Genomic DNA, 12,521 nt, shown 5'->3' on the forward strand with positions numbered 1-12,521 from the left:
CAATTCCTTGTCGAATCATTGTCTTTCTGCCGGGCAGTGCGGATCGCGGGTCGTCTGTCGCGCGTTGCGAAACGACTCGATGGTTCACGCACGTACCCCCGGACTCTCTCGCGGAAGTTCCGGACGATCAACACCGCGTTTCGTTCACGGAACCGTCCGCAGTGGCTACGGTGAGCGCCAGCGTGCCCTTGTCGACACCTCGGGAGAACTGCTTCATGCACAATTCGCCCATTCCCGGCCCTGACGTTTCGGTCGTCCTGCCCTGCGCCGGTCTCGGAACGCGCTTCGGCGCCGCCTACCCGAAGGAACTGCACTGTCTGGCCCCCGGGGTCACCGTGCTGGACCGCAGCCTGGAGGCCGTCGTCGAACTGGCCAAGAGCGGGCTCAATGTGCGCCTCGTCGTCGTGTTCGGCACGGCGAAGCTGGACACGGTGCGGTACCTCGCGCGCTACGCCGACCTCTTCCAACTGGTCTTCGTCTACCAGGACGAGGCCTCGGGTCCTGGCCTCGAAGGGGCGATCCAGTCGGCCCTGCCGATGACGCAGGGGCCGGTCGCGCTGGTCCTGCCCGATATCGTTGTCACCGGCTCGGACGCGGCGGGCAAGCTCCTCGCCGCACTGGAGCGGACAGAGACCTCGGGATGGAGCGTCGTGGCCGCCGAGGAGCGGGATCCCGCCACGCTGCGGCAGATGGGCGCCCTGGCCCTCGCCGAGGCGGGCGGCGTACTGACGGTGGGCGCCGCCACCGACAAGCCGGCGGACCCCTCGGGCTACAACGCGTTCTGGGGCATGGTCGCGGCCACCGAGGACCAGGCCTACAGGCTGCCCGACATCGTGCGGAGGGGGACCGCGAGCCCGCTGGCCGGCGCCGTCGCGCTCATGGCCGAGGGAATCGTCAACTACAACACCCCCGAGGGCTGAGGCGAGCAGGACTCCGGCCGCGGCCCCGGCCCGGGAGGCCGGGGGACCGGGTCACTTCCTGCGGTAGTAGCCCAGGAACATGTCCACCCCGCGCTCCACCAGGCGTTCCGCGAGCTCGGGGGCGAGGCGGTCGCCGTAGCCGCTGTGGACGATGTGGGGGTAGAGGACCAGCGCGTAGAACTGCAGGATCGCCACTTCCATGTCGGGGATGTCCAGGTCCGCGCGGGACTTCAGGGCGGCGGCGAGCGGTTCGGCGAAGCGGTCCGGGCCCTGGGTGCGCCACGCGCGGCCCAGCTGGGGGAAGCGGTGGGACTCGGCGGCGATGAGCGCGCGCAGCGCCAGCACCTCGTCCTGGGCGATCCCCTCGACCCAGCCGCGTGCCGCGGCGGCGAGCACCTCGCGGATGTCGTCGTCCGCCGTCAGCTGCCGGTCCATCGCACGGGCCGACTCGCCGAGGGCCTGCTCCAGTGCGTCGCCGACCACCTCCGTGAACAGGTCTTCCTTGCCACCGAAGTGGTTGTAGACCGTCACCTTCGACACACCGGCCTGGGCGGCGATCTGGTCCACACCGACACCGAAGCCGTGGCGGAGGAACTGCTCCCGGGCGGCGTCGATGATCGCCGTGCGCTTGCGTGCCGCCCGTTCGCCCGACGGCTTCCGCTTGGTCGTGGAGTCCTTCATCGGCCACATCCTACCCATCATCTGAACTGAACGGTTGAGTTCAATTGAACTGAACTGTACAGTTCACTTCGGTCGCGGCCCACGGCACGGCAACACCACGGCACGACGACCTGCCACCATCCCCCTCCTCGCATCGGAGCTGAGCCACCATGAGCCACATCGACGTCCTCGCCCTCTCCGGAAGCCTGCGCGCCGACTCCCACAACACGGCCCTGCTGCGCGCCGCGCGCGGCATCGCCCCCGACGGCATGGCCCTCGACCTCTACGCCGGGCTCCGGGACATTCCCCCGTACGACATGGACCTCGACACCCCGGACCGGCGCCCGGCGCCCGTCCGCGAGCTGCGCGCCCGTATCACCGCCGCGGACGCCCTGCTGATCGCCACACCCGAGTTCAACTACTCGGTGCCGGGCGTGCTGAAGAACGCCCTCGACTGGGTCAGCACCGACTGGACCGGTGCGGAGGGGCTGCCGCTGCGGCGCAAGCCGATCGCCCTGACCGGGGCCGCGCCGACCAACTTCGGCTCCGTACGGGCGCAGCTGGCGCTGCGTCAGGTGTTCCTCTGGACGGACTCGGACCTGGTCGTGAAGCCGGAGGTCATCGTCTTCCGCTCGCACGAGCGGTTCGACGAGGAGGGCAACCTCACCGACCCCACCACGCGCCGACTGCTCGGGGAACTGCTGGACGGCCTCGCCCGCAAGGTCGAGGCGGCCCGTACCGGCGTACCGGCCGCGGCCTGAAGCGGCCTGGAACGGCCTGAAGGGGGAGACCACGATGAACGCATCCCCCACGACACCGGTGGCCGCCGTGCACGGCAGCGTCGACGGACGGTTCGCCGCCGTGCGCGAGGAGTTCGCCGCGGTGGCGCACGAAGAACCGGGGCTGAGCGCGCAGTTGGCCGTACGGCTGCACGGGCGCCCGGTCGTCGATCTGTGGACCGGCCCGGAGGTCAGCGGCGACTCCCTGTTCGCCCTGTACTCCTCCGGAAAGGGCGCCGCCCACCTCGTCACGGCGCTGCTCGTGCAGGACGGCGTGCTGGATCTCGACCGGCCCGTGGCCCGCGACTGGCCCGAGTTCGCGGCCGCGGGGAAGGCCGGGCTGACGCTGCGTGACCTGATGGCCCACAGGGCCGGGCTCCTCGGCACGGCCGCAGGGCTGAGCACCGAGGAGCTCGCCGACGAACGGCGCCTGGCGCGGCTGCTCGCGCCACTGGACCCGGCCTGGCCGCCGGGCAGCGGATACGGCTACCACGCCTTCACCGTCACGGCGCTGACCGGCGAAGTCGTCCGCCGCGCCACCGGCCGCACCCTCCAGGAGCACTACGCCGAGTGGCTGCGGATCCCGTACGGGCTCGACTTCCACCTCGGCCTGCCCGAGAGCGAGGAGCCCCGCTACCTGCCCGCGCAGCCGTCACCCCCGCCAACAGCCCCCACCGGCCTGACGGCCCTGGCCTTCAACGCGCACGCCGATCCGCCCACCGACCTGGTGGCCTACGCCAACACCCGGGCCGTACGCGCGAACGGCTCGGCCTCCTCGGCGAGCGTGGGCACGGCGCGGGGCCTCGCCAAGCTGTACGCGGCGGCGGTCTCGACGGTCGAAGGCCGCGCGCCGCTGCTCGGCCCGGACGTGCTCGCGGAGTTCACCGCCCCGCACACACCGGGCGTCGACCTGGTCACCGGGGAAGAGAGCCACTTCCTGCTGGGCTTCGAGGCCCAGGGCGTCCGCTACGGGCCGTTGAGCGCGCGGGCGTTCGGCCACAGCGGGGCGGTCGGCGCACAGTCGTTCGCGGACCCCGGCACCGGCATCGCCTACAGCTACACCCGCCGCCGCTTCTCGCCCGGCGGTGGTGGCGGAGCCCCCGAGAACCACCGCCTGATCGCCGCGGTGACCGCCGCCGTTCAGCGCTCCGGCTCGGCGATGCGGTAGCGGATGCATGCGATCGTCGTGCTCGGGGCGCCTGTCATCGGGGCGGTGGCGCGGCGTCGGGGGCGGCGTCGGGGGAGGCGCGGAGGGCCGTGGAGTGGTCGGCGAGGAAGGTGTCGAGGGAGCGGGGTGCCCGGCCCAGCAGCTCGGTGACGGTGCCGGTGACGGCCGATGCCTCCCCCGCCTCGTACATGCCGTACAGCTCGACGATGCCGTCGGCCTGCCAGGGGGCCATGCCGGTGTCGAGCAGGGCGGCGCGGATCTGCTCCGGCGTCAGCGCGTGGTACGTGACGTCCCGGCCCAGCACGTCGCCGATCCGGCGGGCCACCTCGTCGTACCGGAGGGCTTCCGGGCCGGTGATCTCGTGGACCGCCCCGTCGTGCTCGTCCGTCGTGAGGACACGGGCGGCGACCTCGGCGACGTCCCTGGCGTCCACGTAGGAGACGGCGGCGTTCCCGACGGGGAGCGGCAGCGTCCCGTTCCGGAACGCGGGGGCCATGCCGAGGAAGTTCTGGAAGAACCCGTTGGGGGCGACGGCTGTCCAGGGCAGTCCGCTGGCCCGGAGATGAGCGAACCCCTCGGCGTGGGCGTCGAAGAACCGCACCGGGGAGGAGAGGTGGCCCAGGCCGATCGCGGCCTGGAGGACGACCTTGGGGCGGCCCGCCCGCGCGGCGGCGTCGATCACGTCACGCTCCTGCCGCGCGGCGTCCGGGCCGACCGGGGTCAGCAGATACACCGCGTCGACGCCTTCCACGGCCGCCGTGAGCGACCCGGGGTCGTCCAGGTCCGCGACCACGGCCGTCACGCCGTCGTCCCACGCGGCGGGCGCGCCGCCGCCGTTGCGGACCAGCGCGCGGACCGTGGCACCACGGTCGCGCAGCGCACGTACGAGTGGGGCGCCGACGGTGCCGGTCGCGCCCGTGACGAGAATCATCCGTCCTCCAGAGGGAGTTGAGGAGGTTCCGGGGAGGCGCCCGGACCGTGTGCTGCCGGGCCTCCGGGCACGATTCACGCTACGGGGCGACGGGGCGCCAGGGCAGCCGTATGCTCCGCATCCCTCCGTGTCCCGGTTCCTGGTCGCCTGTGCGGAGCCGGCAGCGACGTCACGCGGGGGCGCCGAGCGGCGGGTGTTCGAGCACGCGGGGCTTGTACTCGACGAGCTGGATGCCGCCGTCGAAGGTGCGGTGGTCGGTCATTTCGAGGGCGACGTCCGGATAGCCGTCGTAGATGCGTTCGGCGCCCGTGGCCCCGGTGATCACCGGGAACATCACGACCCGGAAGCGGTCGACGAGTCCGGCCCGTAGCAGGGACCGGCACAGGCTGAGGCTGCCGATCGTGCTGAGGAGCCCCGAGCCGCTCGCCTTCATGGCACGGACCGTCTCGACGGCGTCGTCGCGGATGAGCGTGGAGTTGGCCCACGTCAGTGGCTCCTTGAGCGAGGAGGAGAACACCACCTTGGCCGCTTGCGTGAGTGCGTCGACGGACGCCTCCTCCTCGGGCCTGAACTCGTCCTGGCCACCCGGGACCTGGCCCTCGGCGAAGCCCGACATCTGGCGGTACGTGTTCGCCCCCATCAGGTGGGTGACCTCGGGCTGCTCACCGAGCCAGGCGAGATACTCCGGGCCCTCCAGACCCCAGAACCCGGGCCATCCCTCGGCCGACGCGTAGCCGTCGAGGGAGGTGATGAAGTCGACGAGCAGCTCCGACATGGTGGTGTCCTTTCCTTGGGCGTTGGGCGTTGGGCGTTGGGTGTCACGAGCTTGGACCGGCCGAAGGCCAAAAACTCATCGGCCACGCCGCGGAGTGACGAGAACGGCCAGGGCTTCGCCTGGCACGATGGGATCAGCGCGCGGGGGAGCGCTCCGGGAGGAGGAGCGGCGCAGGCCCGTGTCGCGGGGGACACGGGGACACGGGGGACGAGACGGATGAAGAACACTGTCGTGCGCTGCGGCGCACTGCTGCTCGGCTTGGCGGCCGTATGGGCGGGTCTGGCCATGGCCCAGGAGCCGTATCGCAACACCCTTGAGTACAGGCACGCCAAGCCGTGCGAGGAGAGCGGCGTCGAGGGGCGGGCCCGGTCCTGTGTCGGCCGGGAAGACAGCCGCGTCGCGGACAAGTCCACCCGGACGACCACGGCGGGCAGTACCGATGACTCCACCCGGCAGACCCACTACTACCTGAGCATCGAGCGGGGTGCGGAGGGGACCAAGAAGCACGAGGTCTCCAGTGGCCTGTACGACGCCGCGCGGCGCGGGTCGCGCGCCGAGCTGGAGATCTGGCGCGGACAGGTGGTGGGCATAACGGTGCGCGACTCCCGGGACCGGATCGCCCCGGCCGCGGCGACTGACCTGATGTGGCGGTTGCTGCTCAGCTGGGCCGGGGCGGGGCTGGTGCTCTGGGCCGCTCTGGGCAGGGGCCGGTTGCGGGAGTTGTTCGGAGTCATGGGCTCCCGGGCGTTCGCATGGATGTGGCTCGGTGCCTGGACCGCGTGGCCCGCGAGCCGCATCGCCGCCCACGGCATGCCCGACTGGGGCATGTGGCTCTGGTCGGCCCTGTGGCTGCTCGGCGTGGTGCTGTGCGTACCGTTCCTTCTGGACGCCTCCGATTCCCCCGCCGGGGTGATCAGACGATGGAGACACCGCGGCCGTGCGCGGACGCGTGTCCGGACCCGCTGACCATCTAGCGTTTGCCCCCCTTGCCCCCTTCGTGCAGACGTCCGGGGCGTTGGTGAGCGGCGCGGTGCGGTGCTGACCAGCCGTCAGCGAGACTTTGGTGACCGGGTTTCCGGGCAGCGGCGTACACGGGGGAGTGCCGCTAGGTGGTGGTGCCGTCCCCGAGCGGACCCGAGGCGTTGTACAGCGTGTGCTTGGAAACCGATCGTGGGGTTTGCGTGCACGGCCACCGCTATCGGCGACGTCGGAGCGCGTTCGGCATGATCGGGAGGCGGGGGCCCTGCCTGTCCGAGGTGCGTCAGTCACGGATGGTGGGCAGGCGGCGCTGAGCGGGTGGCAGCATCGGGGGTCGCCGGAAAGCACCGATGGTCATGTGATCGGCTCGTTGATCGGGCGGACAGCAGCAGGGGGCGTAGTGGACGTTCATGACGCGACCCCGGCCGGGACGGCGTCGGCGACTCGGGTGCGTTGAGGGCCGGGGCCGACCAGCCCGACCGGCAGTGAGGCCAAGGCGAGCGCAGCGGTGGCCCACAGCAACGGCACCGTGCCTGCTCCCTCAACCACGAGGCCGCCGGCGAAAGCGCCGAGGGCGATGGCGGCGGTGAACACGCCGACGTAGAGGCCGGTGACGTGCTCGACCCGGTCGGGTGCGGCGGTGGTCATCCACAGCTGGGCGCCCACGGAGAGTCCGCCGTAGGCCACGCCCCACAGGGCGATCGCGATGCTGGCGGCGAGAGCGAGGGTGCCGAACAGGGCGAAGATCGCCAGGGCGAGGGTGATGCCGGTGGCCAGCAGCAGCACGGTCAGCACCGGGCGGCGACCTGCGGCGGCACCGGCAGCGAAGTTCCCGATCAGCCCGAACGCGCCGTACAGCAAGAGCAGCAGGGCGATGGTGTTGGCCGACATCTGCGACAGCTCTTCGAGTGCAGGGCGGACGTAGGTGTAGGCGGCGAAGTGCGCGGTCACCAACAGCACCACCACGATCAGCCCGGTGACCACGGCCGGGCGCGCGAGGGACCGCCGAGGCGCGGCGTCCTCGTCGTCGGCTGCGGCCGGGCGGCGCAGCACGGGCAGGGCGAGCATGAGCGCCGCGGCGACGATCAGCGCCAGGGTGGTGAGGGCCCCGAAGGCGGCCCGCCAGCCGAAGGCGTTGCCGATGAAGGTCCCGAGCGGCACGCCGAGCACGGAGGCGGACGCCACGCCGCTGACGGCGAAGGAGACCGCGAGCGCGATGTTGCGGGGCGCGACCAGCCGCGTCGCGACCGCCGACGCCATACCCCACACGACACCCATCCCGATCCCGAGGATGATCCGGGAGACCACGAGCATCGCGAACCCGCCCGCGATCGCCGTCAGCGCGTTGCCGATCGCGAGCACGACCATCGCCACGGCGAGCACCTGCCGCCTGTCGCGGTCCCCGAGCAGTCGAGGGGCCACGGGTGCGGTAGCGGCCGAGACGAGGCCGGTGATGGTCAGGCTGGTGCCGGTCGCGCCGACCGAGATGCCTAGGCCCTCAGCCATCGGGGTGAGCACCCCCACCGGCAGCATCTCGGAGGTGACGACCAGGAACGTCGCGATGGTGAGTACACCCACGGCGACCCACTGGGGCAGAGTGGTCCGCTCACCGCGGAGCGGAACGGGAGAAGGTGCAGAAGAACTCATGACCTCCACTCCACCGCCCCCGGCGGTGTGGGAACAACGTCGATCTCCTCATCGATCGATGAGCCAGGCTGATCGATCGGGTGGTAGCGTCGGGGACATGGGCTCTCCGACGATGCATCAAGCGCACGTGCAGCAGATCGAGTGCCTGCTCGCGCTGGCCGAGGAGCTGCACTTCGGGCGCACCGCCGAGCGCCTGGGCCTGTCGCAGTCGCGGGTCAGTCAGCTCATCGCCGCCCTGGAGTCCCGTGTCGGCGCCCGCCTGGTGGCCCGCACCAGCCGCCGCGTCTCCCTCACCCGGGTCGGCGCGCAGTTCGTGAAAGAGGTCCGGCCCGCTTACCGGGCGCTGCTGCGCACCTTCGACCGTGCCAGGGAACGGGCGATGCGCGGCGCGGTGGAGGAGCTGCGGATCGGGTTCACCGGGATGGTCTACGAGGAGATCACCGCCACCTTCCGCGCCCTGCGCGAGCAGCACGGCGTCGCCGTGCACACCCACGACCTCCCGCTCGGGTCACCGTTCACCGCCGTCCTCGACGGCGAGGTCGACGCGGTCATCGCCGAGTTGCCCGTGCACGAGCCGGAGCTGACGGTCGGGTTCCGGTTCCCGGCGCAGGACCAGTTCGTCGTGCTCAGCACGGACCATCCCCTCGCCGGGCAGGAGAGCATCGACCTGGAAGACCTCGCCGACCTCGACCTGCTGCACCGCATCGGCGACGCCCCCGACTACTGGAAGACCGCCCGCACCCCGCCGGCCACCCCCAGCGGGGTGCCGATCCTGTCCACCGCCGGGATCACCACCGTCGGCCAGGGCATGAGCCTGGCCGCCTCCGGCTCCCATGCGATGCTCGCCTGCCGGCCCCTGATCGAGCACCATCAACGTGGCGACCTGCGCTACTTGCCCGTCCGCGGCCTCGAAGCCACCAGCCAGCTCGGACTCGTTTCGCGCACCGACCACCCGACCCCCGCGCTCCGTACCCTCGCGGGCCTCCTCGAACACGCCGACAAAATCAGAACCGAGGTTCCAAGCACCGTAGCCGCCGTGAATGTCAGTCGACGTCGCGACTCCTCGTCGGCCGACCTTCCCGTGGCACAGCAAAGGTAGGCGGGCACGCCGCAGAAGGGATGGCGCTCACGAACGCGGCAGATCAAACCCAGCGCATGCGCGAGGCCAAGGAGCCGATCAAGACCGAACTACTTTTGCGCCCCTACGGGTTCCCTGTAGCAGGAAGCCCGGACCAGGCCAAGGTGCATCGCCCAGAAGTTGGCTGATGCCCCATCAGGGAAGTCAGCAAGAAGTCAGCATCGATCTGACTAGACCTGGTCGCAGGTGGCAACACCCGGGGGCGCGCATCATGGTCAGCGCCTGGTCATTCAAGCGAGAGTGACGAAATGCCTGGTCAGCTCGGCCGAGTCCGGGGCTTCAGGGCGATGTTTGGGAGTGGGGGAGCGGGGAGTGGGTCTCCGCCGTAGCCGTGGACCTCGCCGAAGCGGCGCCCGGCCGCCCAGTCCTCCCGCGCCCGCGCGATCTCCTCGTGGGTACGTCCGACGAAGTTCCACCACATGATGATGTCCTCGTCGAACGGTTCGCCGCCGAGGAGGATGAGGCGGGCGGGGGCGTCGTCGGTGTTGGTGAGGTGGAGGCGGGCGCGGCCCGGGGGCGTGTAGCCGAGTTCGGCGGGGGCGAGGGCGGTGCCCTCCAGGCCGACGGTGCCGCTGTCGACGAGGACGCCGTGCTCGAAGGCCGGGTCGATGTCGAGGGCCAGGTCCGTGCGTGCGGGGAGGAGGAGTTCCGCGCCCAGCAGCGGGGTGAAGGTCTCCACGGGGGAGGTCTCTCCGCAGAGGCTGCCGAGGAAGACGCGGACCGTCGCCCCGGAGTGTTCGACGGGGTCCGGCACATGGTGCTGGAAGGCGCGCGGCGCGTCCCGGTGGGCGCCCGGCAGCGCGACCCAGAGCTGTACGCCGTGCAGCAGGGTCGTACGTGCGGTCGAGACCTCGGAGTGGCAGATGCCGTGGCCGCCTGTCATGAGGTTCAGCTCGCCGGGGCGTACGAAGGCGTGGGTGCCGAGGCTGTCGCGGTGTTCGATCTCGCCGCTGAAGAGCCAGCTCACCGTCTGGAGCCCGATGTGCGGATGCGGTGGTACGTCCATGCCCGCGCTCGTCCGTACGTCCGTGGGCCCGTAGTGGTCGGCGAAGCACCACGCGCCGATCAGCGAGCGGGCGCGCTGGGGGAGGGTGCGGCGCACGGCCATGGCGCGCACGCCGCCGAGGGGGACGTCGCGGGGTTCGAGGATCTGGACCGCGGGGTGGCCGTGGGAGCCGTCCGGTGCGGTGCCGCTGGTGCAGCGCACCTCCTCGGGGCGCGTCTCCGTATTGCTCATCGTGCGCACGCTCGCCTTCTCGATGTCTCCACCGGGACCGGTGGGCGGCCGGTGGGTCAGGGGGCCAGTGGCGTCATGCTCGCACAGCGCGCGCGGAGCTCTCCTGACCGGCGAGTTCGTGGGCGCAGGCAGCAGTACGGCGCGTGCGTGGGGAACACTGGTTCCCATGCCCGAGGCCCCGCACGTCACGACCGTTCCGTACTACGCCCAGTGGGAGTCGCCCGAACTGGTGGCCGAGATCGTGTCCGGGCGGCTCCCCGCCCAGCGGGACCCGAACTGGCCGAAGTCCGGCGCCGCGACGCCCGACGACTACGCGTACTGGTCGTGGCGGCTGTGCGGCATGGCCTGTCTGCGCATGGCCCTCGACCACTGGCGCGGCACAGCCCCGCCGCCCGTCTCCCTCGCACAGGAGTGCCAGGAGGCCGGGGCGTACGTCCGCCACGAGGACGGGCGCCTCGACGGGCTGATCTACGCCCCCTTCGCCGTGCACGCCCGCGACCGCTGGGGCCTCGGCGCCGAGTCCCGGCCCGTGCTGAGCCCGCGCGAGGTCCGCGCGCACCTGGCCTCCGGCGGGCTGGCGATGCTCTCCGTGCACCCCTCCCTCCGTACGCTGGACTCCCTCCGTACGTCGGACCCGGCGCCGCCGCACAGGGGCGGCCATCTCGTGCTCGCCGTCGCCGCCGACGACGTACACCTGTACGTGCACAATCCGTCCGGCTTCCCCGGTGAGTCGCAGCGCGCGTTCGCCGTCCCCTGGCCCGAGCTGGACCGCTACTACGCCGGACGCGGCGTCCTGCTGGCCGACCGCGCGCTGTAGCCTCGCGCCTATGGCAGACGAGGAGGCAACGGCCGTCCCCGCAGAGGTCCTTGAGGCCCGGGGAGCCGTGTTCAAGGTGCACGAACACCCGGACCGCACCGAGCTGCGCGAGGTGTGCGCGGGGCTGGGCATCGGCGTGGAGCGGACCGTGAAGACGCTGGCGTTCGTGACGGGCGACGACCGGCTGGTGCTCGCGGCCGTCCCCGGGCACGCGCGGCTCCGGTACGGGGCGCTGGCCCGGGCCGCCGGGGTGCGCCGCGCGGACCTGAAGCCCGCCGGGGCCGAACGCCTGGCCGTCCTCGGGATGGAGCCGGGCGGCGTCTGCCCCGTCTCCGCCGACTCCTCCGCGACGGTCGTCTTCGACGAGTCGGTCGCCGGGGCCGGGCACGCCATGGTCTTCTGCGGCAGCGGCCACCGCGACAGCACGATCGAGATCGCGGCGTCGGCCCTCGTCGCCGCCGTCCCGGACGCGCGGACAGCGGAGATCGCCGACCTGCCGGGCGAGGACGGGCGCTGAGACCCGCGCCTCCCGCGGTCTTCCCGGGCCCCGTCGGTCCCGTGCGTCAGCGCGGCGCCGGAGCAGACTGAATCCCGGCACGCCCATCCGGCCACGTGAGGAGCACGGCACAGCATGCGCATCACCCTCGAAGGCAAGACGGCACTGGTCACCGGATCGACGCAGGGGATCGGCGCGGCCATCGCCGCCGGGCTCGCGCGGGCCGGGGCGCGGGTGGCGGTGAACGGACGCGACGCCGGGCGGACGCAGGAGGCGGTGGACCGGCTGCGCGGCGAGGTCGAGGGGGCGCAGGCGCTCGCCGTGCCCGGTGACCTCGCGACCGACGAGGGCTGCGCCGAGGTGCTCGACCGGCTGCCGGAGACCGACATCCTCGTCAACAACCTCGGCGTCTTCGGCGCCCGCCCGGCCCTGGAGATCGACGACGCGGAGTGGCGGCGCTACTTCGAGGTGAACGTCCTCACCGCCGTCAAGCTCATCCGCGCGTATCTGCCGGGCATGACCGCCAGGGGCTGGGGGCGGATGCTCAACATCGCCAGCGACTCGGCGGTGGTCGTCCCGGCCGAGATGATCCATTACGGGATGACCAAGACGGCCCTGCTCTCCGTCACCCGGGGCTTCGCGAAGGAGGCGGCGGGCACCGGGGTGACCGTCAACTCGGTGATCGCCGGGCCCACGCACACCGGCGGCGTCGAGGACTTCGTGTACGAGCTGGTCGACAAGGAGCTGCCCTGGGACGAGGCCCAGCGCCTTCATGCGGGAGCACCGGCCGCAGTCCCTGCTCCAGCGCCTCATCGAGCCCGAGGAGATCGCCCACATGGTCGTCTACCTCAGCTCGCCCTTCGCCTCGGCCACCACCGGCGGCGCGCTGCGCGTGGACGGCGGCTACGTGGACTCGATCCTTCCCTGAACCCTCCAGGGCCCCTGAGCCCCTCCGACTCCCCGAGCAGGTCGTTC

At 71.9% G+C, this 12,521-nt stretch carries 12 protein-coding genes and 1 pseudogene; 8 read left to right on the forward strand and 5 right to left on the reverse strand.

Annotation, left to right across the window (positions count from 1 at the left end):
* Positions 1-215 precede the first annotated feature (215 nt).
* Positions 216-920: a hypothetical protein gene (locus tag ACGF3A_RS14975; protein WP_393729660.1), complete on the forward strand. Its 705-nt coding sequence runs from the start codon at positions 216-218 to the stop codon at positions 918-920.
* A 51-nt stretch (positions 921-971) separates the two neighbouring features.
* Here ACGF3A_RS14975 and ACGF3A_RS14980 read toward each other — a convergent pair whose 3' ends face one another.
* Positions 972-1,601: a TetR/AcrR family transcriptional regulator gene (locus ACGF3A_RS14980; RefSeq protein ID WP_393729662.1), complete on the reverse strand. Its 630-nt coding sequence runs from the start codon at positions 1,599-1,601 to the stop codon at positions 972-974.
* 149 nt (positions 1,602-1,750) lie between these two features.
* Here ACGF3A_RS14980 and ACGF3A_RS14985 point away from each other — a divergent pair, with 149 nt between their 5' ends.
* Positions 1,751-2,341, forward strand: coding sequence for an NADPH-dependent FMN reductase (locus ACGF3A_RS14985; protein WP_393729664.1), 591 nt, complete (start codon positions 1,751-1,753; stop codon positions 2,339-2,341).
* 34 nt (positions 2,342-2,375) lie between these two features.
* Positions 2,376-3,527, forward strand: coding sequence for a serine hydrolase domain-containing protein (locus ACGF3A_RS14990; protein WP_393729667.1), 1,152 nt, complete (start codon positions 2,376-2,378; stop codon positions 3,525-3,527).
* 34 nt (positions 3,528-3,561) lie between these two features.
* Here ACGF3A_RS14990 and ACGF3A_RS14995 read toward each other — a convergent pair whose 3' ends face one another.
* Both ACGF3A_RS14995 and ACGF3A_RS15000 read right to left on the reverse strand, forming a co-directional pair.
* Positions 3,562-4,458 (reverse strand): SDR family oxidoreductase, encoded by an 897-nt coding sequence (locus ACGF3A_RS14995; protein ID WP_393729669.1) that lies wholly within the window; start codon positions 4,456-4,458, stop codon positions 3,562-3,564.
* 169 nt (positions 4,459-4,627) lie between these two features.
* Entirely contained in the window at positions 4,628-5,233 is a 606-nt protein-coding gene (locus ACGF3A_RS15000) for a dihydrofolate reductase family protein (protein WP_393729671.1), read from the reverse strand.
* Between the two features lie 216 nt (positions 5,234-5,449).
* Between ACGF3A_RS15000 and ACGF3A_RS15005 the strand changes: the two genes are divergently transcribed.
* Positions 5,450-6,199: a hypothetical protein gene (locus ACGF3A_RS15005; RefSeq protein WP_393729673.1), complete on the forward strand. Its 750-nt coding sequence runs from the start codon at positions 5,450-5,452 to the stop codon at positions 6,197-6,199.
* A gap of 420 nt (positions 6,200-6,619) precedes the next feature.
* On the opposite strand, the gene ACGF3A_RS15010 is transcribed toward ACGF3A_RS15005, so the two are convergent.
* Entirely contained in the window at positions 6,620-7,858 is a 1,239-nt protein-coding gene (locus ACGF3A_RS15010) for an MFS transporter (protein WP_393729674.1), read from the reverse strand.
* Positions 7,859-7,955: 97 nt separating this feature from the next.
* Here ACGF3A_RS15010 and ACGF3A_RS15015 point away from each other — a divergent pair, with 97 nt between their 5' ends.
* Positions 7,956-8,957 (forward strand): LysR family transcriptional regulator, encoded by a 1,002-nt coding sequence (locus tag ACGF3A_RS15015; RefSeq protein WP_393729676.1) that lies wholly within the window; start codon positions 7,956-7,958, stop codon positions 8,955-8,957.
* A gap of 295 nt (positions 8,958-9,252) precedes the next feature.
* Here the strand turns inward: ACGF3A_RS15015 and ACGF3A_RS15020 are convergent, their stop codons facing one another.
* Positions 9,253-10,233 carry a pirin family protein gene (locus ACGF3A_RS15020; protein ID WP_393729678.1) on the reverse strand — a complete coding sequence of 327 codons (981 nt, stop codon included), beginning with the start codon at positions 10,231-10,233 and terminating at the stop codon, positions 9,253-9,255.
* A 166-nt stretch (positions 10,234-10,399) separates the two neighbouring features.
* Between ACGF3A_RS15020 and ACGF3A_RS15025 the strand changes: the two genes are divergently transcribed.
* The 3 genes and pseudogenes from ACGF3A_RS15025 (at position 10,400) to ACGF3A_RS15035 (ending at position 12,474) form a co-directional block, all read left to right on the forward strand.
* Positions 10,400-11,050, forward strand: coding sequence for a C39 family peptidase (locus ACGF3A_RS15025; RefSeq protein WP_393729680.1), 651 nt, complete (start codon positions 10,400-10,402; stop codon positions 11,048-11,050).
* 10 nt (positions 11,051-11,060) lie between these two features.
* Positions 11,061-11,567, forward strand: a complete 507-nt coding sequence (locus tag ACGF3A_RS15030) for an aminoacyl-tRNA deacylase (RefSeq protein WP_393729682.1) — start codon at positions 11,061-11,063, stop codon at positions 11,565-11,567.
* A 114-nt stretch (positions 11,568-11,681) separates the two neighbouring features.
* Positions 11,682-12,474: pseudogene (locus ACGF3A_RS15035) on the forward strand (SDR family NAD(P)-dependent oxidoreductase).
* The last annotated feature ends 47 nt before the right edge of the window (positions 12,475-12,521 follow it).

The sequence above is a fragment of the Streptomyces sp. NPDC048172 genome (assembly GCF_043202595.1).
Classification (GTDB): Bacteria; Actinomycetota; Actinomycetes; order Streptomycetales; family Streptomycetaceae; genus Streptomyces.

Coding starts and splice junctions, on each gene's coding strand:
- ACGF3A_RS15005 (WP_393729673.1), top strand. CDS start 5,450: ATGAAGAACACTGTCGTGCGCTGCGGCGCACTGCTGCTCGGCTTGGCG.
- ACGF3A_RS15015 (WP_393729676.1), top strand. CDS start 7,956: ATGGGCTCTCCGACGATGCATCAAGCGCACGTGCAGCAGATCGAGTGC.
- ACGF3A_RS14980 (WP_393729662.1), bottom strand. CDS start 1,601: ATGAAGGACTCCACGACCAAGCGGAAGCCGTCGGGCGAACGGGCGGCA.
- ACGF3A_RS15020 (WP_393729678.1), bottom strand. CDS start 10,233: ATGAGCAATACGGAGACGCGCCCCGAGGAGGTGCGCTGCACCAGCGGC.
- ACGF3A_RS15030 (WP_393729682.1), top strand. CDS start 11,061: ATGGCAGACGAGGAGGCAACGGCCGTCCCCGCAGAGGTCCTTGAGGCC.
- ACGF3A_RS14975 (WP_393729660.1), top strand. CDS start 216: ATGCACAATTCGCCCATTCCCGGCCCTGACGTTTCGGTCGTCCTGCCC.
- ACGF3A_RS15010 (WP_393729674.1), bottom strand. CDS start 7,858: ATGAGTTCTTCTGCACCTTCTCCCGTTCCGCTCCGCGGTGAGCGGACC.
- ACGF3A_RS15000 (WP_393729671.1), bottom strand. CDS start 5,233: ATGTCGGAGCTGCTCGTCGACTTCATCACCTCCCTCGACGGCTACGCG.
- ACGF3A_RS14985 (WP_393729664.1), top strand. CDS start 1,751: ATGAGCCACATCGACGTCCTCGCCCTCTCCGGAAGCCTGCGCGCCGAC.
- ACGF3A_RS15025 (WP_393729680.1), top strand. CDS start 10,400: ATGCCCGAGGCCCCGCACGTCACGACCGTTCCGTACTACGCCCAGTGG.
- ACGF3A_RS14990 (WP_393729667.1), top strand. CDS start 2,376: ATGAACGCATCCCCCACGACACCGGTGGCCGCCGTGCACGGCAGCGTC.
- ACGF3A_RS14995 (WP_393729669.1), bottom strand. CDS start 4,458: ATGATTCTCGTCACGGGCGCGACCGGCACCGTCGGCGCCCCACTCGTA.